We start from the raw sequence: 26,855 nt of genomic DNA, 5'->3' as shown, positions 1-26,855 counted from the left end.
GTGAGGTGGATATGAAGACACTATTACGTATAATTACAAATAAAATATTTGTCGTGGGGATCATCGTTGTTGCGGAACTATGGTTACTCCTGTATTTAGTATGGAATTTATCGCTAAACTATGCAACGATTTACTCAATCTTAATGTTCTTGGCGGTTCTGTTGGTTATTTATGTTATTAATCGGAATGATAATCCAGTATATCGTTTGGCATGGACGATTGTGATTCTCGTCTTTCCACCAATTGGGGCAGTTCTTTACTTGTCGTTTGGAGGAAAGAAGGTACCGCGCAAACTACGAGAAAAGATTACAGATGCTTATTCTGAAAATTCGTTCTTAGATTTGGATTATGAAGTCATAATGAATAATGCAGAAGCAAAAAACCCGCACTGGAATCGAATGTTGCGCTACATTGTGAACACAACAAACTACCCACTTTATACGAATACAAAGTCCGTATATTTGGAGTCTGGTGAAGTGAAATTTGAAGCAATGAAAGAAGCGTTAAGAAGTGCTAAATCATACATCTTCTTAGAGTATTTTATTATTAAAGATGGTTTGATGTGGCAATCAATCTATGAAATACTGCGCGATAAGGTCGCAGAAGGCGTTGATGTACGGTTGATGTATGATGATTGGGGTTGTGCACTTTTTAAAGATTTGCAACAACAATGTGATGACGCAGGTATTCAAGCAATTGCCTTTAACCCGCTAATCGCGCAATTGGCAATTCAAATGAACAACCGAAATCACCGTAAAATATGCGTGGTGGATGGTCGTGTGGGGATTGTTGGTGGCATGAACCTTGCGGATGAATACATAAATATTGGTAGTAAATTTGGACATTGGAAAGATACTGCAGTTATGATTGAAGGTGATGCTGTTCACTCTTTGACAATGATGTTTCTCCAATTTTGGCGATACTATTCGGAGCGCATTGAAGATCCGTTGGATTTTCAATATACCTTCCCTCGACTTGAGGAAAATGTAGGGTATGTGCTACCATTTGGCGACGCACCAACAGATGATGTAGATATGGGCTTGGATGCTCATATGTATATGATCAATAATGCCCGTCGCTACATCTATATTCAGACACCATATCTTATTATTGGATATGAAATGGTTATGGCATTGAAGATGGCTGCACGATCAGGTGTTGACGTACGAATAGTTGTACCACATATTCCTGATAAAGTAGTCGTGAATCAAGTGACGAAATCAAATTATCAAGATTTACTTGAGCATGGGGTTCGTATTTTTGAATATGAACCAGGATTTGTTCACTCAAAAACAGTTGTTGTTGATGATGAGATTGCAATGATTGGAACAACAAATATGGATTATCGAAGTTACTATTTGCACTACGAATGTAGTATTCTATTTATGGATAGTGAAACAGTGACAAAATGTTATGAAGACTCAATTGATACAATCAATAATCACTGTATTGAAATTACACTAGAAGAAGCACTAGAAACACCATTCATTGTACGTGTTTTTAGGTCGGTTGTTCGCGTCTTTAGCGGACTTATGTAAAAGAAAAGGTTGAAAGTATGACAAAGGATAAAATTGGCTTAGTTCTTGAAGGAGGCGGCATGCGTGGTGCGTATACCGCTGGGGTTTTAAACTGGCTGTTGAAAAATGATTTGCATTTTGATTATGTAGTAGGGATATCGTCCGGAGCCTTGTATGCTGGGATGTATGTTTTGGATAAACCGGAAACCCTTAAGCAAGCTGCTATTGATGTTGCTGCAGATACACGAAATGTGGGGGTAAAACCCTTGATGAAAGAACGCACAATCGTTGGTTATGAGTTCTTGTATGATGCAGTTACACGAAAACTTGATTACCCATTGGAAAGTATTGACACGATTCCTGGTGATATTGAAATTGGTGTCTATGATATTGAAGGTGAGCAAACTGTTTGGAAAGACAAATATGAGATTGCGAAGCATCCTCGTTATATCCAAGCTGCGTGTACATTACCAATTGTTGGTCGTCGTGTATCTATTGAGGGTCGAGACTATATGGACGGAGGAATCACGACGATGATTCCTGTTCAACGAAGTATCGATGCAGGTTGTGTGAAACATATGATTGTAACGACAAAGTCGAAAGACTATGTCCGTAAGCCACAGGGTTTTGTGTCAAGTAGTATGTTAAAAATCATCTACCGTAAATATCCGAAATTAGTGAATGACTTTTCAGATCGTGTTGATGTATACTATCGCGAACGGAAGCTTATTGATTCACTTGTAGACGAAGAAAAAGCACTCTATATGTACCCAACAGAAGAGTTAGGAATAGGGCGCTTTAAGGGGTCAAAAGACCAATTTGAGAATCTATTTGAAATTGCACATCGTGACTGTGACGCGCGACGTGATGAAATAATCAGTTTTTATCAAAGTGTAAAAGGGTAACGATCGGGCGTATGACTTTCAAAAGTCATACGTTCTTTTGTTGTTGGATGGTCAAACGTTAACGTTGTTGCCCATAAGGCAATTTGTTGTCCAGCCTTTGCTTCGGGATTGTAGCGGGCGTCACCCCACAATGGATGGTTGCGCGATGAAAATTGTACGCGAATTTGATGTGATCGTCCCGTAATTAATGATACATTGACGGTTGATAAATTGTGTTCAGCATTGTAAAAACTATTTAGGATAACTAACTCAGCGTATTTTGCTTCGGGTGTATTTTTGGATACGACACGCGACATATTTGTTTTACGATTTTTTAGCATATAATCACGTAGTGTTTGTGGCTCAAGAGCGCCTTGAATGACGGCGGTATAGATTTTATCAAGTTTGTGTGTGCGAACTTGGTCACTTAAACGACTTGCGGCCTTGGATGTTTTGGCAAAAACCATGACCCCACCAACAGGGCGATCTAATCGGTGAACAAGGCCAACAAAAACATTTCCGGGTTTATTGTAGGTAACTTTGATATAGTCACGTACTTCAGAAAGAAGATCATAGTCGTTGGATGCATCTTCTTGTGTTGGTTGATTTGGTTTTTTCTCAACAACAATAATGTGATTATCCTCATAAAAGATTTTCATCATAACACCACCTTGTCGTTACACCTGCAAATAGCGTTTGGTCCATTGTTGTTATCGGTAATCCAATTTCATCGCTATGTGTTGTCGTTGGGAACCCAGCACTTTGTAAGACCGCATCGAGACTATGTCGCACGGTTTCTGGTTTTAGATCAGTTGTATAGGTATTAACACTTAGAAATAACGCTTCTTTATCTAAAAGTTCAACAGCAGATTGAAGTAAGGGCGCTAATTGATCTTTAATTTTCCAACGTTCACCTTTGGGGCCACGTCCAAAGCTTGGCGGATCCATGATAATTCCATGATAGGTACGACCGCGGCGTTTTTCTCGGTTTAAAAATTTCATGACATCTTCGGTAATTGTTCGAATCATTTTATGATCAAGTTGATTCAAACTAATATTCTCACGTGTCCATTCATTCAATGATTTGAGGGCGTCAATGTGGACGACTTCAGTGACGTTTGGTTCCATAGCACATGCAATGGTTGCCGCACCAGTGTAGCCAAATAAATTTAAGATACGAACTTCTTGAGAACTGGATTGAATAACGTTGCGCATCCAATCCCAATTAACAGCCTGTTCTGGAAAAACGCCGGTGTGTTTAAAAGAAGTGGGTCTTACTTTTAGACGCATGTCACCGTATGTAAGGGTCCATGACTCAGGGAGTGTTTTGTTGAAACGCCACTCAGTGTCGAAAAAGGCATCAACACCCATAGATGGAGCAACTGGTTTCCATATCGCAACCGGGTCAGGCCGACGGACAACGATGTCTTTATAGCGTTCTGTTTTCATACCGTTTCCGGCGTCGATTACTTCAAAGTCTTGCCATCGGTTACTGATGCGCATTTGGAACCTCCGTAGTGCTGTTTGGGAACGGGTAAAAAACAGCATTTTCCATCAAGAAAATTTCGTGATTTAATTCGTTTGCTTCAAAGTTTGGGTCAAAGTGTTCAAATGTCTCAAAAGATATTCTTGTACCATCAACATTAAAAGTATACGTCGATATATCGTTTAACATGTAACCCTGACGTTCCATCCATCCCGTTAACATCATGCTTTGAAAGCGGCGTGGGACAAGCAATGTTACGCTGTCCAATGTATTTAAAAAGTTCGAGTCAATGGATGTAGTGGGATCAACTAGCAAACCTGGAATCATCATTTCAGTTTCGTTCAATAAAGTTACTATATTTGTAATGGTTGTATAATTAGTCATAGGTCCTCGCTTATATACTAGACATTATAAGGCATGCGTAGTAACGACGCAATTTATTGCGCGAAAACTCGAATAAATCTCACAGAGTAAAGGGAGTGACTATGCTATAATAATAACGGTGATAAAATGGATTACATACAAGGATTAAACAATGAACAAAAACAAGCGGTTTTAACCCGCAATAAATACGTCCGCGTTATAGCTGGAGCAGGAAGTGGGAAGACTCGCGTCCTGACAACTCGAATCGTGCATCTTATCAAAGACCTTGGATACTATCCATCGAAGATTTGTGCAATTACTTTTACGAATAAAGCTGCGAATGAAATGAAAGAAAGAATGGAGCGAATGGACTCGGATGCAATCCGGGTGCATACATCAACCATTCACTCTTTGTGTGTTCGGATTTTAAGAGAAGATTACGAAGCTGTTGAGCTTGTCCGCAGTTTTACAATCATTGATACATCTGACCAACAATCGATTTTGCGTGAAGCATATCGTCTTTTTGATTATGATCGCAAGGAACTGAATCCTCGCGAAGTATTGTCATATATTTCAGCTAATAAGATTGCGAATGTCAGCGTCCATCAAGCGATGATGCTTGCAGGATCGAATTATCATGAGACTAAAAAAGCGAATGTCTATGATTTCTATGTTAAGCGTCTTAAAGCACTCTACGCATTAGATTTTGATGATCTCCTTTTAGTTGTTAATAAACTACTTAAAGAGAATGAAGTCGTACGTGATAAATGGCAACGCCGTTTCCGTGTCATTCTTGTGGATGAGTTCCAAGATGTGGATCATATTCAATATGGGATTATTGACAGTCTTGTTGGTGATGATAATGAATTATATGTTGTAGGAGACCCTGACCAGACCATTTATACGTGGCGGGGTGCAAATGTTGATTTTATCGTAAACTTTGAAAAGAAATATACCCAGAGTGAGACGATTGTCCTAAATCAAAACTACCGTTCGACGCAACATATTTTAAATAAAGCCAATCAGTTGATTGAAAACAACAAAGATCGACCAAAGAAAGATTTGTTTGCGAACAAAGAAAGTGAATTTGATGTTGAGTACCATAGTATGGATGATCCGGAATCAGAAGCATACTGGGTTGCACGCCAAATAGAAACACTTCACGATGAGAGCGGCAATTACCTAGATACTGCAGTTTTATATCGATCGAATTACCTATCTAGGTCACTTGAGAAAGCGTTAATGGCACGCCATATCCCCTATGTGATTTATGGTGGACTTCGCTTCTATGATCATGCAGAAGTTAAGGATATGATGAGCTATTTACGAATGATTACGCATGGTGATGATCTCGCATTACGTCGTAGTATTGCAATTCCACGCCGTGGTATTGGTGATAAGACGTTAGACGGCATTTTTGATCAAGCACAAGAGCGTGGGATGACGATGTACGAAAGTATGGAATATGATGTCCAAAACGGTCTCGCAAATCCCAAAATAAGAAAGTATGTTGCAATGATTCAAGATTTTAAACTTGTAGCATCTGAAAATTCAATTGAATATGTGCTGCAATATGTCTTAAAAGAAAGTGGTCTTGTGTCACATTTTGAAAAACTACAGGAAATGGAACGTATCGAGAACCTAAAGGAACTTGTGTCGGATGCGATGGCATTCGAAAAGAACCATGATGAAGGGTCACTTGAGGCCTACATCCAAATGGTTAGTCTTTATGGTGATCGTGAAACAGTAGTCGAAGGTGACTATGTTCGTTTGATGACTGTCCATGCCGCAAAAGGATTAGAGTTTGATAATGTCATCATTATGGGTGTTGCCGATAACATTTTTCCCAATAAAAATAGTATACAAGAAGGTAGTGGCGGAATTCAGGAAGAACGACGTTTGATGTATGTTGCGATTACGCGCGCTAAAGAACGACTTTATGTAACAAATAACATTGGCTATAGCTTTGTATCAGGTGGCTATGGTAAACCGTCGCGATTTATTCAAGAAATGGGATTGCTGGATCAACCTTCGAATCCATTCAATTCAAGTGTTATGCGGGAAGAGGCACAAACATCGCTTGCAACATTTGAAGAAGAAGTCCGTGCAACACGCACAAATAATTTTAAGAAAGCTGATGTCGTCATTCATGATGATTTTGGTGAAGGGATCGTGATTCGTGTGGAAGATGATACTATTCGCGTTGCGTTTAACTTCCCACATGGAACCAAAACATTATCACGTAAATTTAAAGGAATACGCCGGAAAGAGAGTATGTCATGATAAGAGAAGAAATCGAAACACTCCGTAAACAATTACATCAGTATAACTATGAATATCATGCACTCGATGCACCGACCATCTCGGACGTTGAATATGATCAATTGTTTCAAAAACTTCAGATTCTTGAACAAGAACATCCAGAGTTCTTTGATCCGAACTCTCCCACACAAAAAGTGGGTGGTGTAATTGCTCAAGGATTCAATAAGATTACACATCGTTTTCCGATGTATTCATTAGGAAATGCATTTTCGTTTGAAGATTTGGGAGTTTTTGATCAACGCATACGAACACAATTTCCAAATGTAGAATACATTGTAGAATTGAAAATTGATGGACTTGCGATGTCTATTGATTATGAAGATGGACAACTTGTTCAAGGTGTTACCCGCGGTGATGGTCGTGTTGGTGAAGATGTGACTGCTAATATTCGTGTCATTGACTCAATTCCGCTTCGACTTAATGAAGACGTTGATGTGACGGTTCGTGGCGAGGTGTTTATGCCGGTATCGTCATTTACCCGTGTTAATCAAAGCCGTCTCGAACAGGGGGAAGATGTTTTTGCCAATTGTCGTAACGCGGCTGCAGGAACCATTCGACAATTAAATCCGAAAACAGTTCGTGAACGGGGTCTTGATGGATTTTGGTATACCTTAGTCAATGCAGAAGAACTTGGGATTTTGAGCCAATCGGATGCGTTAGATTACTTGAAAAAAATAGGTTTCAAAGTTAATCCAGAAGTGAAAAAATTCGATACGATTGAATCAGTGTATGCACGCATTCAGGAAATTGAACAGAATCGTGATACCTTTGGATATGATATCGATGGTGTAGTTGTTAAAGTAAATCAGTTCGCAATTCAAGAAGCTCTTGGATTTACAGTTAGAACACCACGCTTTGCGACAGCCTACAAGTTTAAAGCAGAAGAAGTAAAAAGTACCGTTGAAGATATTTTTGTAACGGTTGGTCGAACAGGAAAAATAACCCCCAATGCGCAGCTCACACCAGTACAAATATCTGGGTCCCTTGTTAGCTATGCAACATTGCACAATGAAGACTATATCAAAAATAAAGATATTCGAATAAACGACACCGTTAGTGTTCGAAAGGCTGGTGAAATTATTCCTGAGATCGTCAGTGTGGATGTTTCTAATCGCAGTGTATCAGCAGTCCCTTATGAATTCCCCAAACATTGTCCAGTATGTGGCGAAGTTTTGGTTCGATTTGATGGAGAAGCTGATCATTACTGTGTGAATTCGGAGTGCCCAGCTAAAATTGCAGAAGCATTGGTACATTTCGCCTCACGTGAAGCAATGAATATTGATACCCTTGGGGAAAAAAGAGTCTATCAACTTCATGATGCAGGACTACTCCAAACAATTCCGGACATTTATACACTAAAAAATCATAAAGAAGCATTAGGTACCCTTGATAAAATGGGTGAGAAAAGTGTTGAAAAACTCTTAAAAGCAATTGAAGATAGTAAACAAAATTCGTTAGAAAAATGGCTCTTTGGATTAGGAATTCGTCATGTTGGAGCAAAAACATCAGCAGTACTAGCTGCACATTTTAAAACTATTGAAAATATAATCCAAGCAGACGTTGAAACATTGCAAAGTATTCCTGAGATTGGTGTGGTTATTGCACAATCTGTTGCAACATACTTTTCATTAGAAGAGAATCAGCAACTTGTTGCCAATTTATTGTCTTATGGCTTAAGAGCGGATTTCGCAAATACAGTCGTATCATCGAAATTTAGTGGAAAGAAATTCGTCTTAACCGGAACGCTCCAAACAATGGGACGAACAGATGCTAAAAAAATAATTGAATCACAAGGCGGTAGCGTCAGTGGCAGTGTAAGTGCGAAAACTGACGTGGTAGTCTACGGTGAAAGTGCAGGTTCAAAATTAGAGAAAGCCCAACAACTTAATGTGGAGACATGGGATGAAGCACGCTTTATAAGGGAGGTGGAAACATCATGAAAAAAATACTTACAATAATATTAGCACTATTGGTTCTTACTGGCTGTATTCAAGGTTCCAAAACACCAACGAATGAAACCACCGAGACAACGCAAATCGTAAGTGCTGGGAAAGGTGAGTACTCAATCATTACTCCGTACTCATCTTCGCCTTTACGTCAAGGCTATGCTACAGCGATGCGCGAAATTGATACGATAGAGATTGGATCACGTTTGCAAGAGTTGTCGAAAGAGTATTTTTCTCCAAGCACTTATTATATTGCTGAGGGAAGTATTATTACACAAGAGCACTATCAGCACCTCATTAATCGTCGAAGTGATGATTATCCATACTCTCTAAACTCGCCAAGTGATGGTTCCGAACCATACCTTGAAAAAGTGAAAGATGAAAAAGGAATCGTGACAAAAACTGTAACCATTCCTAATCCAATGTTTGTTCACAGTATTTATGAAATGAACTTTTATAAAAACAAAGACAAAGCGGAACTTAACGGTATTAGTCTCGGTGTTGTATTAGATCGTAACCAGATAGTTAATCGTGAAACGGGACTAACTCAAGCAATTACGGATGAGTCACTCTTCCAAATAGCAAATGACATTATCAGTCCTCGATTGGAGTCGTACATGCGTAAGATCCCAGGTATGGAGACAATGCCAATGATGATTGGGTTTTACGTTCAGGACAGTGTCGATGATACATTGAATGGACGATACTTACCAGGTCATTTTATTGGCCATGCATACTACGATAATGCGAAGACGATTCCAACATTGACCGCGAATAACGAACGTTGGATGTACATGGGTTCTACACTTGCAACTCAGCAACTCCCTCAATCAAGTAGTAACTTCCAAATCTTCAAACGACGTGTACAAGGTTTTATCGCTGATGAATCTGTAGGTGTGGTTGGTCAAGCATTTGTAGTTGATAATGAAGTAAAAAAATATGTCATTGAAATAACGATGGGTGCAAAAACACAGCTCGAATTTCATGGACTAACCCAATATGTTAGCACGTTAATTAGTAGCATTGAATCAAATCAAGTACCCGTTGTAGTTAATATAAAACTTTTTCAAAATACACGTGCAGTCATTAACTATCAACCGGGAAGTAATCCAGTCATAACTGTTATATAGGAGGTAACATGGAAAAACTAAACAAAGAGCTTATCGAAAAATTAGCATCCGATCTGATGCTTGAGCTCCAACCCCAAGAAATTACACATATCGAAGAAATATCAAAAACATTCTTGAATCAAATTTCAGTATTGCAAAACATCGATACATCAGGTGTGGAAGCAATGTCTTATCCATTTGAAATAGAAACAAGTTGGTTTCGTGAAGACGAGCCAACACATGTTATTTCGCAAGAATTAGCATTCGAAAATGCGCCACGAACAGCAGGCGATTATTTTGAAATAGTTAAGGTGGTTAATAAATAATGTCAATTGATACTCTAAAAAAAGCAAATGAATCACTAAATGCAATTGTAAGTTATGTCGAACACCAACCTGCATCAGAAGGAAAACTCGTAGGATGGGATATTGCTCTCAAAGACAACTTTAATATGATAGGAACGTTGACAACTGCAAGTTGCCAGCTGTTGAGCAATCATAAATCTATTTATAACGCACATGTTACGGACCTTCTGTTAGCCTCAGGGGCTAATATTGTCGCTAAAACATCAATGGATGAATTGGGAATGGGTGGTACAAATTTAAGTGCCATTACAGGACCCGTAAGTAACCCTTACGATACATCACGGATTTCTGGTGGATCATCTGGAGGGAGCGCAGCGCTTGTTGGAGCGAAAGCAGTCCGTGTTGCATTAGGGTCTGATACAGGAGATAGCATTCGTAAACCAGCGGCCTTCGTAGGAGCGGTTGGAGTCAAGCCAACTTACGGACGAATTTCTCGATATGGTGTCATTCCGTATGCCTCTTCATTGGATCATGTTGGTTATTTTACACAATCAGTAAAAGATGCAGCATTAATGCTTGAAGTTCTTGCTGGTCGTGATAATAAAGATATGACGAGTTCATTTGAACCAGTACCAGCATATTCAGAATTATTAGACATGAATCTTGAAGGCAAGCGAATTGGTATTTTCTCATCAATCCAGGATTACATGCCTGAAGGTGAAATTAAAAAGTCTTTCCAACAATTCACCAACCAGCTTGAAGCAAAAGGTGCTATCTTAGTTGACAAAAAAATGGATGAAACACTTTTACGCGCTGTACTTCCAGTCTACTCGATTATTTCAAACTCTGAAGCTGTTGCGAATCATGCTGACCTTGACGGTGTTCGTTATGGCGTCGCACAAGAAGGTGATTCTCTCGAAGAAATTATGAAACGTACGCGTACATTGGGGTTCAGTGAGACCATTAAACGACGCTTTGTTTTTGGTGCATATGCACTCGATGATAAAAATCAAGAAGAAGTGTTTAATCAAGCCAAACGTGTACGACGTGTTATCGTGGATGCTTATGCAAAATTCTTTGAAGATGTGGATGTAGTTGTTGCCCTTGCGTCAACACAAATTGCACCGAAAATTGAAGGTCCATTCCTTGATGAAAAATCAGAACAATCACTTATCTCAGAAAACCACATGGTCATCAACAACTTTAGTGGTTACCCAAGTATGACAATGCCATTGGCATTAGTTGATGCGATGCCAATTGGTATTAACATCAGCACCAAACCATTTGCAGAAGCAACGATGTTTGCTTATGCAAATGCATTTGAATCACTCATTAACTGGAAAGGGGCATTCTAATGAATTACGAAGCAGTTATCGGTATTGAGATTCACTGTGAACTCAAGACACAATCTAAAATGTTCTCAGGAGCTCCTTTAGGCTATGGTTTAAAACCAAATACAGCAATCAATGAAATTGATTTGAGCATGCCTGGAACGTTACCACAAGTTAATAAACGGGCGGTTGAATATGGCGTTAAGTTAGCTCAGGCGCTTAATTGCGAAATTGATGATTTGGTTCGCTTTGACCGCAAAAACTATTTTTATTCTGATTTGCCGAAAGGTTTCCAAATTACGCAACAATTCTACCCACTCGGACAAAACGGATTGTTTAATATTTTGGTAAACGAAGAGATTATGACGGTGCGAATTAATCGACTCCATATGGAAGAGGATACAGCTAAGCAATTCCATGAAGGTGAAAATACTCTAATTGACTTTAACCGTGCAGGGACACCGCTACTCGAAATCGTTACTGAGGCAGATTTCCGTACTGGAGAACAAGCAGCAGCCTATGTTGATGCACTACGCCTTTTAGTAATTTATTTAGGAATTTCGGATGGTCGTATGGATGAAGGATCACTTCGTTGTGATGTGAATATTTCAATCCGACCAGAAGGTCAAGAAGCGTTTGGAACTAAAGTTGAAATTAAGAACCTGAACTCTATCAGTAACGTTCAAAAATCCATAGAGTTTGAAATTGAACGTCAAAGAAATGTGATCGAAAGTGGTGACAAAGTCGTGACTGAGACACGTCGTTTTGATGAAAAACAACAAGCAACAGTCGGAATGCGTACCAAAGAAAGTGCTGTCGATTACCGTTACTTTACCGAACCGAATATCGCGCCAATCCGTATTCCAGAAGCTATGCTCAATCAAGAAAGTATTGAACTACCTGTTGCGCGTGTCATGCGATACCACAATGATTTAGGATTAAGTATGTATGATGCAACCGTTCTTGTTCGTAATCAAGAAGTTGCCGATTATTTTGATACAGTCAGTGCTTTAAATTCACAAGCAAAATTAATTGTTAACTGGTTAACACAAGATATCCTTGCCGTCTTTGATAAAAAAGGCGAACAAAGCTTAGAATCATGGATTAAACCTGCATACTTTAATGACTTTATAGAAGCGATTCATTCCAATACTATTTCATCAAAACAAGCAAAAGACGTCTTTGCAAAAATGGTTGAAGGAGAATCTCCAAAAGAAGTTATTAAGAAATCCGGAATGGTTCAAGTCAACGATGAAGGCGCTATTGAAGCTTGGATTGAATCTGTACTGGAAGCAAATCCACAAGTTATTGAAGACTTTAAAAATGGGCTTGATAAGTCAATTAAATTTGTCGTTGGCCAAGTTATGAAACTTTCTAAAGGACAAGCAAATCCACGCTTAACCAATGAACTTGTATTACGTGTGCTTGCGCAGAAAATATAAATCGTATACAATTTATATTAAATAATAAGGAGGATCATGATGTCTCAAAAACAAGATCCAAAAATTAAACAACCAAAAAATAAAACTAAAAAGAAACATGACTGGTCATTCTATGCAATCATAGTGTGCCTTGTGCTTATTGCAATTCCAACAGTATTTCTCGGATATACAATCCTATCAGCAACGGGAGTACGCGGGGAACCAATTATTGGAAATCGCTTTGATGGTGATTTAACGCCAGCTATTGAAACTACTGCCCTTGAAACGATACAGAAAAATGTTGAAGCATTAGGTGTCGCTGAAAGTGTAAAATATGAACTCGAGACTGCAACAGTACGTATCAACGTTAAAGTTGCGGAAAGTACTGACAAAGATGCTATTGCATCAATTGCAAATCAAGTCTATGAAACTACCGTAGCAACACTGCCTGTGGGAGACTATTTCACAGCTTCCGATTCCAAAAAAATGTATGATATTGAAATTAATGTCTACAATATGGTCAAACCAACAGAAGAACAAAGACCAAACTTTGTCTACTATATTTACTCAAAATCATCCCAACAAGAGTCACCGGTTGGAAAACTTGTAAGTGAAGCAACAGCGCCAGAATTTGTAGAAAAACTAAGAGAGTCTGAATCAAAAGAAGGCGAACAAAAAGAAGCTGCTACTGATATAGAATCTGGTAATGATGTACCTTCAGAAGAAGGAACAGAATAATTGAATAGCATGAAGTGACACTATTGTTATAGTTGTCACTTTTTCTTGTGGTAAAATAACTATGATGATAGACATAATGACAATTGGTAAAAGATTAAATCAACAATTTCAAGAGAATTTATTATTCCTCTTGATTTTTGTGTTGTTCTTACCGAACTATGTTATGTATCCAAGTCTCATTGTCTTGGGAGCATATGTTGCATATGAATGGGTGAAATTTAAAGACATTAGTTTTAAAAGTTTCATTTGGCCACTGGTTGCTTACCTAATCGTCGTAGCTTATGTTAACAACAACGTTTTGGGGCTTCTAGCAGCAATATTTATGCTTTACATAATTGCGTATGTCGGTGCGGTTAAACGGCGCATAACGCCGCGTAACTACATGAAGATGCAATACTATATTGTGTGGAGTTCACTGTTTAACTTTTTCTTTATATTTATTCAGTACCGTCCGCAATGGTTTTCGGACTTTGCGACGAAGGTAATGGCATGGTTTAATGTTGGCCATATGCCAGCGTGGCAACTTCCTCCTTATGGAGAGGGTTACTATCGTGCTTATTCAACATTTGATAATCCCAACTTCTATGCTTTCATTTTGCTAATTGTTCTATTAGTTTGCTTTAACCAAATTCAATTTCAACTTACATTTAAAAACTATAAGTTGCTCCTCTTTTATGCTGGAGCATTCCTGATCAATACATACGCATTATTCCTAACCGGAACTCGATCCATCCTCTTAGGTCTCGCAGTGGGGCTCGTAGGGGTTATTTTGGTACAAAGAAAATGGACACAACTCAAAATTCTGGTGTTTATTGGCTGCATCGTCGGGATCTTTATTATGAACAACCCTTCCATTTTTCCTCGGTTCATGGAAGTCGCTGACCATTCGTCCATTCGCTTCCATATTTGGGATAATGCAATGGATGCCATTATTAAAGAACCATGGTGGGGTCGCGGTCTATTTTCATATGCTTTGTTGTTTGACAATACTCATGCCCATAATATCTTTATCGAAAGCTTATTGAGTCTTGGTATTGTAGGAACGGGTATCTTAACGTTGTTTATTATAGAAAGAGCAGTTGATGTCTATAACAATGCATACTATTTAGACTATCCACTCGCAATCTCTTTACTCGTGGCATTTTTAGTTTACGGTGTCTTCGATATCCCGATATATTACATTCAAACAATCTTACTATTTGCGGTTGTTTTCTGCATTCCGAATCGCAATAAATTCTAAGAATACGGCTTTAAATAGCCGTATTTTCTATTCCAAAAGATAATAAATATTTATTTAAAGAAAAGGCTTGCGTTCCGATATCTTGTATGGTATATTTTATAAGCACTAAGCAGTGCTTGTTTAGCTCAGTCGGTAGAGCAACTGGCTGTTAACCAGTGGGTCGCAGGTTCGAGTCCTGCAACAAGCGCCATTTATTGGCCCGTTGGAGAAACGGTTAACTCACATGCCTTTCACGCATGCATTCACGGGTTCGAATCCCGTACGGGTCACCAAAGTGTGATTAACGCAACATTCCGAATGTTGCTTTTTTTTATATTTTGACACTTTCGAATTGATGGTCGAGACGTTAGCGTATGAAAAATCAGTCATAAAAAAATCGATATATACCACACAAATGCAGTAGTTAACAGCGACTATAATGTTAAAAAAGTGCAGAATACCTAATGATGATAATACGTTTAAAAATTTATCCTTAAAAAGTGGAAATTTGCTTGCTTACAGTAGGGATGTATGATATATTTTATGAGCGTTAAGCGATGCTTGTTTAGCTCAGTCGGTAGAGCAACTGGCTGTTAACCAGTGGGTCGCAGGTTCGAGTCCTGCAACAAGCGCCATTTTATTTTTTAGAAAAAGTAGTGTTGAAAATAAGTGTATAAAACACTTTACATCAATAATTAATCTTGCTATAATACAAAAGCGCTAAAAAGATATACATCAATAACGCACACTTGGCCCGTTGGAGAAACGGTTAACTCACATGCCTTTCACGCATGCATTCACGGGTTCGAATCCCGTACGGGTCACCAATTATAAATAACACTCACTTCAATGAAGTGAGTTTTTTTTATGTGAGTAATGAAAATGATTACATAAAGCATCTTAGTAAATTTATGATAAAATATAAGCATTGGGTCATTACCCACAATAGAATAGAGGTGCAATATGTCAGATCATTATGAATTACCACTTCGTTCAGAAGTCGCTGAAAAAGATACATGGAATTTAAAACCAATGTTTGAAAGCGATGCAGCGTGGAATGAAGAATACAGTGCTATCGAAAAGCAACTAGAAGAAGTTGCGTCATACCAAGGAACCTTAGGTAAAAGTGCTGAAGCACTCTTAGCAGGTCTAAAATTTAGAGATGAATTGAGTTTCCGTTTGGAAGTCCTCTATATTTATGCACATCTAAGTTTTGATGTTGATACAACCAATCCAACATATCAAGCAATGAATGGTCGTGTACAAACACTGGCTGCAAAATTCAGCTCAAGTTTCTCTTTTTACAATACTGAGATCCTTGCCGTGGATGAATCCACCATTCGTGGTTATATTGAATCAAACGACGCATTAAAACTATATACGCATGACTTTGAGAGATTGTTTAAATCGCGTGCTCATATTTTGAGTGATAAAGAGGAACGTGTGCTTGCTTCTGCAGGAGAGATTTTTAATGTTCCATCCACAACGTTTGGAATGATTAACAACGCGGATATTCAGTTCCCATCAATCAAAGATGAGAATGGTAATGAAGTTCAGTTGTCACATGGTCGCTATTCCTTGTTTATGGAAAATCCAAATCGTGAAGTTCGTGAGCGTGCGTTTAAAGCGATGCAAGAAACATATGGAAATCTTAAGAATACTCTTGCAAGTACCTTATCTGGAAATGTTAAAATTCATAACTTCAATGCAAATATTCGTGGATACAAATCAGCGCGTGAAGCAGCCCTTTTTGGCAATGATATTGATGAAAATGTTCATGAAAACCTAATTAATGGAATTCATAAAAACATTAGTATGCTTCATGATTATGTAACGCTACGTAATGATGCATTACAACTTGAAGATATCCAAATGTACGATATGTACGTGCCGATGGTTGAGGATGTTGATTTGAAGTTTACATATGAAGAGGCAAAAGAAATTATTCTGGAAGCTTTATCAGTACTTGGTGATGAGTATCGTTCCGTGTTGAAACGTGCTTTTGATGACCGATGGATTGATGTCGTCGAAAATAAAGGGAAGCGCTCGGGTGCATATTCATCCGGATCGTACGGAACTGATCCGTATATCCTTCTAAACTGGCAAGAAAATATAGATAACATGTTTACCTTGGCACACGAATTAGGCCACTCTGTTCACTCTTATATGACGCGTAAATACCAACCGTACATTTATGGAGACTATTCAATATTTGTGGCAGAAGTTGCTTCGACAACGAATGAGAATTTATTACTTAACTATCTTCTTGATCAATACGAAAATCCAAAAGTTCGTGCTTATTTATTAAACCATTACCTTGATACCGTCAAGGGTACGGTTTTCCGTCAAACTCAGTTTGCAGAGTTTGAGCATATGATTCACGTAGCGGACCAAGAAGGTACTGCATTAACAGCGGATTACCTAATTGATACTTACTACGCGCTTAATAAATTCTACTATGGCGAAGCGGTATCTACTCAAGAAATTGGGTATGAGTGGGCACGAATTCCACACTTCTACTACAATTATTATGTCTACCAATACGCAACAGGATTCAGCGCAGCAACGCTCTTTTCAGAAACCATTTATAATGGAGGTGACGTTGAGCCGTATCTAAACTTCTTGAAATCAGGAAGTAGCGACTATCCTATTAATGTCTTGAAAAAAGCTGGTGTTGATATGCATGAAACAACAGCAATTGATACAACACTCGAAATTTTTGGAAAACGTATGGAAGAGCTCCGTACTCTAATTATTAAGTAAAAAAAGTAACTCCATGTGCCAATTTAGTGCATGGAGTTTTCATTTGCGAAGGGTGCAAACGATATTTGATAGATAAACAATGATGAATTCGTTAAAGTTAGGGTGGAGGTAGTTGATATGAAACTAGGTGATCGACTGGCAAATTGTCGAAAAGAAAAAGGATTAACGCAAGAATATGTCGCTCAAGAAATGGAAGTAACCCGCCAGACTGTTTCAAATTGGGAGACAGGTCATGTAGCGCCGTCTCTGGATAAATTACATGCATTGGCGTTGTTGTATCAAACAAGTTTATACGACTTGATTGAGGGTGATACACAGACTGTCAGAAGTCGAAGTGTTGTATCACAATGGATTGAAAAACAAGTCGATGTTGAATATCTGAGTGGTGTGGTTTTAAGTGGAACTGTCACAGATATGGATCAACAGTGGCTTGTGCTTCAATTAGATAAGGGCAATGAATCAAAAGTTATTAATCTTGAAGGTGTTGGTGCAATTGTTGCTAAGGAGGGACGTTAAAGATGCTGGAGTATGTTGTTCTAATTATTTTAATCTATATCGCATATGCCCAAAGTGAATCGCTAAAAGAAAATCGAGCAGTTCGTACCATGCTTGCGCGACTTACAAATGAAAAAGATTATATTGAGAACCATCTGCGAAAGTATTTGGGTGAGACACTCGCTGTTGAATTGGAAGCATTATATGCGCTAAAAAAGAAGACAGTCGAGGGTGGGTTACAAGTGGTGCAATTTATGGATATTGATGATGAATGGGTCTCGTTGAGAATCTTGATGCACGATGACACATGGTGTGATGCATTGGTTAAACATGATAGAATTCTTAAAGTTCATCACAAAGTATCGGTGTGAATGTAACCACTTACGCTACATTTTGTGAAATCGTAAGAGAGTATCTTTAAAATAAAATAAAATATGATAAAATGGAAATGTTGAGTTAACACTATATTAAAGACAAGTTCCAGAAATGGTTGTGGGGGAAAGCATGCGTTTCTATATGTTTCGAAAAATAATGTTCGATTTTGTGTTTATGAATATACTCATAAATGGGTTCTTTTACTTTGTAGCATTCAGCACGCACAAAGGTGCACTGACGATGGTTAATGTCCAATCGGATTTGTTAGTGGGTCTAATTTGGTTAGGTGTTTTATGTTCAGGATTTGGTTTTTATAATACAAAACGGGACTTAGAGAATTGTAAATATGATATTGAATCGTACGACGTACGACCAGTATATCGAAAACTTCCTAAAACATTCCTTGGGCGTGTCGCATTCTTGACGGTTGTGGTGATAACATGCATTTATCCATTATTTATGCCGATACCTCAGGTTCTAGGGGCATTTGAGATTAATCATGCAATTGGACTCTTTATAAAAGCAGGAGCTTCTGCTGTTGCTGCAGGGGTCATTGGCCATGTGGTCATGAATTTGTGTATCATGGATTATCAAGACATGCAAAATGCCATCAATGCATACAGTTATAGTTAAAAAAAGCCGGTTCGATGAACTGGCTTTTTTTATGATTATTTCGATTCGTTTCGGGCATAGGTTGCAAGAACACAATCTTCAACAACGTTCAGTCCTAAATCATTTGCTTTGGCAACGAGCTCATCACTAACGGTTCCAGGTTGGAGCCAAATGGTCGAAATGCCTTTCGCTTTAATGGGTTCAAGATAGTTGATCCCAATCGTTGGATTAACAACAAAGACTGCAACATCAATTGGATCTTCAATCGCTTCAATTGAGTTATAAATACGTTCGCCTTCAACTTCGGTAAGACGGTGGTGAATGCCACGTGTAATTTTGCCTTTGTTTTTCAGTAAAGTGTAAATTCTATAGGAAAATTTTTTCTGATCATCGGTCATGCCAATTACTGCATAATTGCTGTTTGTTGATAAAATCTCATATGATTTGTCCATAAATATACTCCTTTTCATAAACTAAGTATAGCACACAGTTTTTGAAGACTGTATGTATTAACACAGAATCCCTTATTTGCGGTAGTTAATTCGTTTCGTATCAAATGGACGGACTTCAGCTTCAATGCGTTCGCGTTGTGGCTCGAGGAATGGTGGAAGGCTTAGTTTTTCTCCTAATGCTTCAATTGGTTCATCAACTGTGAATCCAGGGGTATCGGTAGCGAATTCATAAAGAATACGGCCAACTCGTGTGTAGAGAGATTCAAAGTAGTGACGGTTTACGAAACCAGAGTTTGGATACATGTTACGGGTCATTTGGTCAATACGCTCTTTGAGGTCTTCGGTTGTTTCAACACGAAGCGCAATGTGGTGAACTGCACCATAACCTTGGTACTCGTCTGCTGAAGATTGATCGACGCGAACATGAATGGATGATGAGTTTCCACCTGGACCCGTTTCAAATCGTGTTGCACCATCTTCAATACCAACTTTTGTGAAGCCTAGAGCATCAACTAAGAATTGTTCTTGGGTATCAATATGGCGGACCGTGATTTCAATAGTTCCGAGTCCAACAATTGCGAACTCGTTTGGTACATCACTCCATTGGTTTGGCTTTCCAGCTGGGAAACCGCCACCAGTTTGGTCTGAGACAAGACGTAAACGGAGGCCGTCAATATCTTCAAAACGAAGACCTTTAACACCAAAGAGTTCATCAATAGCATCGTGTTTAACGCCTTTTTCGTCAAAACGCTGCATCCAGTATTCAAGTGCTGCATCACTTGGGACACGGAGTCCAACAGAGGTTACAGCGTTGGTCCCTCGGACAGCTTTGCTAATTCCAGGGAAATCAAAGAACGTTAAATCATTTCCAGCTGATGCTTCTTCGTCTCCAAAGAATGTATGGTATGCAGAAATATCATCTTGGTTAACGGTTTTCTTTAATAAACGCATTCCGAGGACTTCTGTATAGAATTCGTAGTTTTTTTGTGCATCACTTGCGATATTGGTGATATGATGCCATCCTGATATAGTTTTCATAAATGTTGCTCCTTCTGGCATGTATTGCCTTGTTGATAATGCAATCATAACGAATTAAAAAAAAGAGTGCAAGAATAATGACCTAGCAAACTACTATGTTTAATATTGTGGATATATTTATGAAGAAAATTTATGTTGTTAAGTCGTTCACACACTCTGACATAACGACAATCATTAAATATTTTATGTTTCAGATTTTCATTTCTTAAAAACAGACGAAAATCTATGTCAAGGACTCACATGTAAAAAAAATCTGTGTTTTAATACTATTAGATTTGAAGGGTGGTGAATGTATGTTAGTCGTTTTTGATAGTTTGACGGGTCAGGGTGCACGATTTGCATCAAAACTCGAACAAAATACTGTAGATATCTTAGACTATGACGGTGAGGGTAGTGAATTATTCTTGATAACACGTTCATGGGACTTTGGGAAAGTTACCGATGAAACTGCAGAGTTTCTTGAAACATATGCAGATAAAGTGGTCGGCCTAGCGGTAAGCGGCAACCGTAATTGGGGTACAAACTTTGGAGCAGCAGGACAGAAAATTAGTGATCAATACAACATTGAACTCGTATTAAAATTTGAAGGTTCAGGCTTTAGTAAAGATGTTGAATATGTAAAAACATGGATTCAAGAATATAAGGAGGCACGTCTATGACAGCGCAAACAAAAACAAATCAAATTCCTGAATGGGTCATTCTCAATAATCAGATCCTTGATGGTGATGGCAATATTAAAGATCTTAATAAAGATAAAGAAGCGGTTCGTTCTTATTTTTTAAATTATGTGAATAAACATACACAGTTTTTCCACTCTTTACGTGAAAAACTCGATTACATGATTGAAAATGAGTATTACGAGAAAGAATTTTTGGATAAGTATACATTTGAAGAAATTGAATCTGTCTATGATATTGCTTATAATGCGAAGTTTAGATTCCCGACATATATGGGTGCATTCAAGTTCTATAACGATTATGCAATGAAATCAAATGATGAACGCCGTGTATTCCTGGAGCGTTATGAAGATCGACTTTCAATTATTGCGCTCTACCATGCGGATGGTGATGTAGAGACAGCACGTCGTCTTATCAAATCACTTATTGCTCAAGACTTTACGCCAGCAACACCAACACTACTCAATACAGGGAAGAAAAAACGTGGCGAATTTGTCTCGTGTTTCTTATTGGAAGTGGATGATTCTTTAAATGACATTGCACGTGTTCAAGAGTTTGCGATGCAACTTTCAAAACTGGGTGGTGGAGTGTCGATTAACTTAACCAACCTTCGTGCGAAAGGTGAAACCATTAAAGACATCCCAGGAGTCGCTAAAGGTGTCGTAGGGGTAGCGAAACTTCTCGATAATGCGTTCCGTTATGCTGATCAAATGGGTCAACGTCAAGGTGCGGGTGCTGTTTACTTAAACGTATTCCACAGTGATATTGAAGATTTCCTCTCAACTAAAAAGTTGAATGCTGATGATGATGTTCGTGTTAAAACATTATCAATGGGTGTGGTCATGCCTGACAAGATGATTGAATTAGCACGAGAAGATAAAGATATGTATGTCTTCTATCCGCATACTGTTTATAAAGAATATGGAATTCCGTTCTCAGATATCGCAATTGATATGGATAACTGGTATGAGAAACTTGTAGAAAATCCAAATGTTCGTAAGCGTAAAATAAACCCTCGTAAACTCTTCGATATGATTGCGCAATTACAAGGGGAATCCGGATACCCATATATCATGTATGCTGATAACGTTAATAAGGAAAACCCTCTTGCGGATCCAATTAAGTTCTCTAACTTATGTACAGAAATTCTGCAACCATCTGTTGTCTCAACATATGCAGATTACAACAATCGTGATAAAGACCAAATTGGTTTAGATATTTCATGTAACCTTGCAAGTGGACACATGGGAAATATGATTAAAAATAATACTATTGAAGAAACAGTATATGCTGCCATGGACATTATGAACTCTGTATCTGAAAAGACAAATATCGCTCATGTACCAGCAGTTGCTCGTGCTAATAATATTATGCGTTCTGTTGGTTTCGGAATTATGGGCCACCACGGCTATATTGCGGAAAATTATATTGCTTATGGTAGCGATGAAGATATCGATTTAATTGATGTATTCTTCAGTCTTGTTAACTTCTATAGTTTGAAGCACTCGATGACGAAAGCACGTGAAACAGGACTTCGTTTCTATGGTTTTGAGCGTTCAAAATATGCTGATGGGTCATACTTCAATGATCGTGGACCTGTTCATGCACAAACGGATGTAGTTAAAGATATTATGAAAGATATCTATATTCCAACTGAAGAAGAATGGACACAATTAAAAGATGACGTCATGACATTTGGTCTCTATAACTCCAACCGACTAGCAGTTGCTCCAAATGGTTCAATTGCATATGTTATGAGTGCAACACCTTCATTAACACCGATTAAACAAATTGTAGAAGAGCGTACTTACGGGAACTCAAAAACATATTTCCCAATGCCGGCATCTGATGTAGCGGGCTTTATGTATGAATCTGCATATACAATGGACAAATATAAAGTTATTGATGTTATTGCAACAGCACAAAAACACGTGGACCAAGGAATTTCATTCGAATTATGCATTACATCAGATGAAACCACACGTAGTTTGCAAAAATACTACTTATATGCACATTACCAAGGCATTAAAACACTATACTATACACGAACACATAAATTGAGCATCGAAGAATGTATCGCATGTGCAGTTTAGTTTGGGAGGGAAATGATTGATATGTTACTAAAAGAAATTGAAGCAAAAAGTGCAGTTCGCCATTACGATGGTGCAAACTGGAACGAAAATGAAGATAACTTTACACAAACGTTTTATGAACAAAATCTAAGTCAATTCTGGAGACCTGAAGACATCAGTCTTCAGCCAGATTTGAACTTGTGGGCAACCTTGCCTCAAGATGTTCGTAAAGCTTACTCACAAAACCTTGCTGTTTTAACATTCCTTGATACGTATCAAGGAGATATTGGGATGCCTGTTGTGTCACGCTCAATTGATGATCGTTTCCATCAACGTAAGGCAGTGTTAAACTTTATGGCCGCCATGGAAAATGCGGTTCATGCGAAGTCATACTCAAATATTTTTATGACATACCTGCAAAATGACGAGATAGATGAAATGTTTGCATGGACAGAAAACAATAAAAATATGCAACGACTGCTTGCGTTGATTGTTGGCTATTATGAAGATTTGGACCGTCTTACTTATAAACGTCGCTATGATGATTTAGGGACACCTGTTGATTCATTAGAATTTGATGTCGCACAGTGGAAAGCGATGGTTGCGTCCGTCTTTTTGGAATCGTGCTTATTCTACAGTGGTTTCTATTACCCACTTTATTTCTATGGACAAGGAAAACTTATGCAAGCTGGAGAGATCATTAACTTGATCCTTCGTGATGAAAGTATTCATGGGCTTTATGTTGGAAACTTGGCAATGGAAATTTATAACAAGTTTGATAAATCACTTCAAGCTGAATTGTATCAATGGCTAACAACATACCTTGACGAAATCTATGGAGAAGAAGTAGAATTAATTGAATCCATCTACGATGCAGTAGACTTGTCCCATGATGTTAAGATCTTTGTGCGTTATAATGCAAACAAAGCGATGATGAACTTAGGGTTTGATCCATATTTTGACTACGAAGAGGTAAACCCGGTTGTCTTGAATGGATTAAATACCGAAACAAAAACAATGGATAACTTCTCAATGAAAGGAAATGGGTATCAAAAAATGAAATCAGAATCACTTCAAGATGATGATTTCTCATTTGACGCTCCAAGAATTAAACGATGAGCAAAATTAAAATGTTGACACAGGACAACTGTGCTAAATGTGTTACTTTAAAACAATTCTTAGAACTTGGTCTTCGCAACAAATATGCGGACGATATTGAAATTGTAAAAAAAGAAAACAATCCAGAGGCATTTATGAAGCTAGCATTAGATAATGATATTATGGCTACACCTGCATTAATTGCGGATGGCGATGTACTTCTTGATGTTGCGCCTTCAAAGGTGACGGCTTTCCTCGAAAAGCATATTCAATAAAAATAGTGGACCTGAAAGGGTTCACTTTTTTTGTGGATGTTTGCACTTTTCAGTAAATACCTCAAAAATATTTACATATTCCCGATATTTTTTTAAAATAATGCAATCAAGGAGAAAAATATGACAAATATCATGGAAAATTTTGGAACAAAACTCTTTTCGTCGGAAAAAATGCGTAAATATATGCCGCGGCCAGTCTTTTTAAAATGGGAACGGTCGGTAAGTCAAGAAGAACCAATGGATCGTGAAACTGCTGACGCGATTGCGCACGCGATGAAGGTTTGGGCGATGGAAAATGGTGCAACTCACTACTCACACTGGTTTCATCCTATGACGGGTTCTAGCGCCGAAAAGCATGATGCATTTATTGAAGTCACTCCAAGTGGCGAAACAATTACCCGCTTTTCAGGAAAAAATCTGATCAAAGGTGAAACCGATGGCTCTAGTTTTCCCAATGGTGGGCTTCGTCAAACATTCGAGGCTCGTGGTTATACATACTGGGATGTGACCTCACCAGCATTCTTGCGTGGCCATGTTCTCTTCATACCCTCAATTTTTATTGCATACCACGGAGAATCATTGGATGAAAAAGCACCATTAATTAAGGCGATGGACGCATTGAGTGAACAAGCAACTCGAGTCGTCCATGCGCTAGGTGATAAGTCCGTCACTTCAGTTCGTGCAATGGTCGGTTTAGAACAAGAATACTTTCTCGTAAATAGTGAAACGTTTCAGGGACGCGATGATTTAAAATTTACGGGACGAACCCTTCTCGGTCATGAAATACCGAAAGATCAAGAACATGTCGGTCATTACTTTGGAGCGATTCCAGCGAAAGTTATCGATTACATGGAAGCGGTCAATGAGGAACTATGGAAATTAGGAATTCATGCAAAGGTTGAGCATAATGAGGTGTCCCCTGCGCAGTTCGAAATTGTTGTAATCTATGCTGAGGCGAATATAGCGATTGATCAGAATATGCTCGTAATGGAGACATTAGAGCGTGTAGCGTTAAAACATAATATGAATGCATTATTGCATGAAAAGCCATTCGCTAAGGTTAATGGATCAGGAAAGCATAATAATTTTTCGCTTGTCACGGATACTGGACTCAATCTCTTCGATCCTGGGGATCGTCCTCATGAAAATGTTCGGTTCTTGATTTTTGTAAGTGCTATGATTCGTGCCGTAGATACACACGCAGAATTACTCCGATTCGCGGCTTCGACTCCGGGTAATGATTATCGTCTGGGTGCAAGTGAAGCGCCTCCCGCAATTATATCAATGTTTGTGGGTCAAACCTTGGAGTCGATTCTCAATCAATTAATGCAAACGAAAGAGCTAACACTTAATAAAGATGATCAGTACTTTAGTCCTTTAGCATCTTTGTCGGCTACGCGTAAAGACGGTGCCGATCGCAACCGAACATCACCATTTGCGTTCACTGGTAACAAATTTGAGTTCCGAATGCCGGGTTCTGCAATCTGTAGTGCTTTCGTGAATACTGTATTGTGTGCGATTCTGGCAGAGTCGCTTGAATTAGTTGCAGATGAATTGGAACAATACAAATATGTTCAGGAAAGCCGCGAGCGTGCGCTTGAAGTTTGCCAAGAGATTGTGCAAGCCCATCATCGTATCTTATTTAGTGGTGACGGTTATCATGAATCGTGGGTTGAAGAAGCGTCCCGCAGAGGGCTTGCAAATGTTACAACCTATCTTGAGTCGACCCACTCATTGCTCTTGGACAAGTCACAAAATATGTTTGAGAAAACACGTGTCTTAAATCGTCGAGAATTGGAGGCGCGTTACGAAATTGCTCGTCACCGTTATGTAGAAGACGTGCGAACAGAAGCATTAACCTTGATTCAGATGATTAATCGTCAATTACTCCCAGCTGCGATGAAACAAATTCATGCATTAATGTTACCCAACGGTACAATACTACCAGGGAACTATGCAGCAACGCGTCATGCTCAAATCGTAAATCTTAGTGACCGGATCGTGGAAAAAATCCAAGCAATGGAACAGTTGGTTCAAGGCGTGGTAAATAAAGACCTTGATGCACAATGCCTTGTGCTTGATCGAGAAGTTGTTAAACTGTTGGCGTCGATTCGTGTTGATGCGGATCAATTAGAGACATATATGGATGCTTCATTGTATCCTTTCCCAACATATAGCGATTTATTATTTCATGTATAAAAACACATCACACGTGATGTGTTTTTTTTTAGAGGATTATCGTTGCATAAAAGCGGATACTTTGATAAGATACATACGAATCCTTTAAGTAAGCACAGAGATGTTTATAAGGAAACATACACACTAAGAAACTAGTCATGTTTTCCGTATATCTTTTC

The 26,855-nt window shown here is 38.5% G+C and carries 24 protein-coding genes and 4 tRNA genes; 23 read left to right on the top strand and 5 right to left on the bottom strand.

What is annotated here, in order from left to right:
- Positions 1-11 precede the first annotated feature (11 nt).
- Positions 12-1,538, top strand: coding sequence for a cardiolipin synthase (gene cls / locus GVV22_RS03520; protein WP_159648783.1), 1,527 nt, complete (start codon positions 12-14; stop codon positions 1,536-1,538).
- 17 nt (positions 1,539-1,555) lie between these two features.
- The gene (locus GVV22_RS03515) at positions 1,556-2,422 is read left to right on the top strand and encodes a patatin-like phospholipase family protein (RefSeq protein ID WP_159635664.1); all 867 of its coding nucleotides are present in this window, start codon (positions 1,556-1,558) and stop codon (positions 2,420-2,422) included.
- Here GVV22_RS03515 and GVV22_RS03510 read toward each other — a convergent pair.
- Genes GVV22_RS03510 through GVV22_RS03500 form a run of 3 tightly spaced genes read right to left on the bottom strand, consistent with a single transcriptional unit; the run spans position 2,404 to position 4,271 of the window.
- A complete protein-coding gene (locus tag GVV22_RS03510) occupies positions 2,404-3,063 on the bottom strand; it encodes an RluA family pseudouridine synthase (RefSeq protein ID WP_236261917.1) in 660 nt (219 codons plus the stop codon). The two genes, GVV22_RS03515 and GVV22_RS03510, sit on opposite strands and share 19 nt — an antisense overlap.
- Positions 3,044-3,904 carry a class I SAM-dependent methyltransferase gene (locus tag GVV22_RS03505; protein WP_159648782.1) on the bottom strand — a complete coding sequence of 287 codons (861 nt, stop codon included), beginning with the start codon at positions 3,902-3,904 and terminating at the stop codon, positions 3,044-3,046. Before GVV22_RS03505 ends, GVV22_RS03510 begins: the two co-directional genes overlap by 20 nt.
- Positions 3,891-4,271: a hypothetical protein gene (locus GVV22_RS03500; protein ID WP_159648781.1), complete on the bottom strand. Its 381-nt coding sequence runs from the start codon at positions 4,269-4,271 to the stop codon at positions 3,891-3,893. The genes GVV22_RS03505 and GVV22_RS03500 overlap by 14 nt, the downstream gene beginning before the upstream one ends.
- Before the next feature lie 126 nt (positions 4,272-4,397).
- Between GVV22_RS03500 and GVV22_RS03495 the strand changes: the two genes are divergently transcribed.
- From GVV22_RS03495 to GVV22_RS03420, 16 genes are all read left to right on the top strand, one after another.
- A complete protein-coding gene (locus GVV22_RS03495; RefSeq protein ID WP_159648780.1) occupies positions 4,398-6,533 on the top strand; it encodes an ATP-dependent helicase in 2,136 nt (711 codons plus the stop codon).
- Positions 6,530-8,512, top strand: a complete 1,983-nt coding sequence (ligA, locus tag GVV22_RS03490) for an NAD-dependent DNA ligase LigA (RefSeq protein ID WP_159648779.1) — start codon at positions 6,530-6,532, stop codon at positions 8,510-8,512. Before GVV22_RS03495 ends, ligA begins: the two co-directional genes overlap by 4 nt.
- The gene (locus GVV22_RS03485) at positions 8,509-9,648 is read left to right on the top strand and encodes a CamS family sex pheromone protein (protein WP_159648778.1); all 1,140 of its coding nucleotides are present in this window, start codon (positions 8,509-8,511) and stop codon (positions 9,646-9,648) included. The genes ligA and GVV22_RS03485 overlap by 4 nt, the downstream gene beginning before the upstream one ends.
- Before the next feature lie 8 nt (positions 9,649-9,656).
- Positions 9,657-9,953: an Asp-tRNA(Asn)/Glu-tRNA(Gln) amidotransferase subunit GatC gene (locus tag GVV22_RS03480; RefSeq protein WP_159648777.1), complete on the top strand. Its 297-nt coding sequence runs from the start codon at positions 9,657-9,659 to the stop codon at positions 9,951-9,953.
- Positions 9,953-11,287: an amidase family protein gene (locus tag GVV22_RS03475; protein ID WP_159648776.1), complete on the top strand. Its 1,335-nt coding sequence runs from the start codon at positions 9,953-9,955 to the stop codon at positions 11,285-11,287. The genes GVV22_RS03480 and GVV22_RS03475 overlap by 1 nt, the downstream gene beginning before the upstream one ends.
- A complete protein-coding gene (gatB, locus tag GVV22_RS03470) occupies positions 11,287-12,705 on the top strand; it encodes an Asp-tRNA(Asn)/Glu-tRNA(Gln) amidotransferase subunit GatB (RefSeq protein WP_159648775.1) in 1,419 nt (472 codons plus the stop codon). The genes GVV22_RS03475 and gatB overlap by 1 nt, the downstream gene beginning before the upstream one ends.
- A gap of 39 nt (positions 12,706-12,744) precedes the next feature.
- Positions 12,745-13,422: a hypothetical protein gene (locus tag GVV22_RS03465; protein ID WP_159648774.1), complete on the top strand. Its 678-nt coding sequence runs from the start codon at positions 12,745-12,747 to the stop codon at positions 13,420-13,422.
- Between the two features lie 61 nt (positions 13,423-13,483).
- Positions 13,484-14,662, top strand: a complete 1,179-nt coding sequence (locus GVV22_RS03460; RefSeq protein WP_159648773.1) for an O-antigen ligase family protein — start codon at positions 13,484-13,486, stop codon at positions 14,660-14,662.
- A gap of 114 nt (positions 14,663-14,776) precedes the next feature.
- Positions 14,777-14,852, top strand: a tRNA-Asn gene (locus tag GVV22_RS03455).
- A 6-nt stretch (positions 14,853-14,858) separates the two neighbouring features.
- Positions 14,859-14,934: transfer RNA gene (locus GVV22_RS03450), tRNA-Glu, on the top strand.
- A 266-nt stretch (positions 14,935-15,200) separates the two neighbouring features.
- A tRNA-Asn gene (locus tag GVV22_RS03445) sits at positions 15,201-15,276 on the top strand.
- A gap of 116 nt (positions 15,277-15,392) precedes the next feature.
- Positions 15,393-15,468, top strand: a tRNA-Glu gene (locus tag GVV22_RS03440).
- 136 nt (positions 15,469-15,604) lie between these two features.
- A complete protein-coding gene (gene pepF, locus GVV22_RS03435; protein WP_159648772.1) occupies positions 15,605-17,404 on the top strand; it encodes an oligoendopeptidase F in 1,800 nt (599 codons plus the stop codon).
- 117 nt (positions 17,405-17,521) lie between these two features.
- On the top strand, positions 17,522-17,920 hold the full coding sequence (locus tag GVV22_RS03430) for a helix-turn-helix transcriptional regulator (RefSeq protein WP_159648771.1): 399 nt from the start codon (positions 17,522-17,524) through the stop codon (positions 17,918-17,920).
- Positions 17,921-17,922: 2 nt separating this feature from the next.
- Entirely contained in the window at positions 17,923-18,270 is a 348-nt protein-coding gene (locus GVV22_RS03425; RefSeq protein WP_159648770.1) for a hypothetical protein, read from the top strand.
- 133 nt (positions 18,271-18,403) lie between these two features.
- Complete coding sequence (locus tag GVV22_RS03420) at positions 18,404-18,907, top strand: hypothetical protein (RefSeq protein WP_159648769.1); 504 nt, start codon at positions 18,404-18,406, stop codon at positions 18,905-18,907.
- A 35-nt stretch (positions 18,908-18,942) separates the two neighbouring features.
- On the opposite strand, the gene GVV22_RS03415 is transcribed toward GVV22_RS03420, so the two are convergent.
- Positions 18,943-19,338 carry a CoA-binding protein gene (locus tag GVV22_RS03415; protein WP_159648768.1) on the bottom strand — a complete coding sequence of 132 codons (396 nt, stop codon included), beginning with the start codon at positions 19,336-19,338 and terminating at the stop codon, positions 18,943-18,945.
- A gap of 72 nt (positions 19,339-19,410) precedes the next feature.
- Positions 19,411-20,376, bottom strand: a complete 966-nt coding sequence (locus GVV22_RS03410; protein ID WP_159648767.1) for a ring-cleaving dioxygenase — start codon at positions 20,374-20,376, stop codon at positions 19,411-19,413.
- Positions 20,377-20,669: 293 nt separating this feature from the next.
- Between GVV22_RS03410 and nrdI the strand changes: the two genes are divergently transcribed.
- From nrdI to GVV22_RS03385, 5 genes are all read left to right on the top strand, one after another.
- The gene (nrdI, locus tag GVV22_RS03405) at positions 20,670-21,035 is read left to right on the top strand and encodes a class Ib ribonucleoside-diphosphate reductase assembly flavoprotein NrdI (protein WP_159648766.1); all 366 of its coding nucleotides are present in this window, start codon (positions 20,670-20,672) and stop codon (positions 21,033-21,035) included.
- Positions 21,032-23,146 (top strand): class 1b ribonucleoside-diphosphate reductase subunit alpha, encoded by a 2,115-nt coding sequence (gene nrdE / locus GVV22_RS03400; protein WP_159648765.1) that lies wholly within the window; start codon positions 21,032-21,034, stop codon positions 23,144-23,146. Before nrdI ends, nrdE begins: the two co-directional genes overlap by 4 nt.
- Positions 23,147-23,167: 21 nt before the next feature.
- On the top strand, positions 23,168-24,244 hold the full coding sequence (gene nrdF, locus GVV22_RS03395) for a class 1b ribonucleoside-diphosphate reductase subunit beta (protein ID WP_159640850.1): 1,077 nt from the start codon (positions 23,168-23,170) through the stop codon (positions 24,242-24,244).
- Positions 24,241-24,498 (top strand): glutaredoxin, encoded by a 258-nt coding sequence (locus tag GVV22_RS03390; protein WP_159635608.1) that lies wholly within the window; start codon positions 24,241-24,243, stop codon positions 24,496-24,498. The genes nrdF and GVV22_RS03390 overlap by 4 nt, the downstream gene beginning before the upstream one ends.
- A gap of 120 nt (positions 24,499-24,618) precedes the next feature.
- Entirely contained in the window at positions 24,619-26,697 is a 2,079-nt protein-coding gene (locus GVV22_RS03385) for a glutamine synthetase III (RefSeq protein ID WP_159648764.1), read from the top strand.
- Positions 26,698-26,855 lie beyond the last annotated feature (158 nt).

Source organism: Erysipelothrix aquatica, from assembly GCF_009828825.1.
Classification (GTDB): domain Bacteria; phylum Bacillota_I; class Bacilli_A; order Erysipelotrichales; family Erysipelotrichaceae; genus Erysipelothrix; species Erysipelothrix aquatica_A.
Note: the sequence above shows the minus strand (reverse complement) of the source record. Positions and strands in the feature narration are given on the sequence as shown.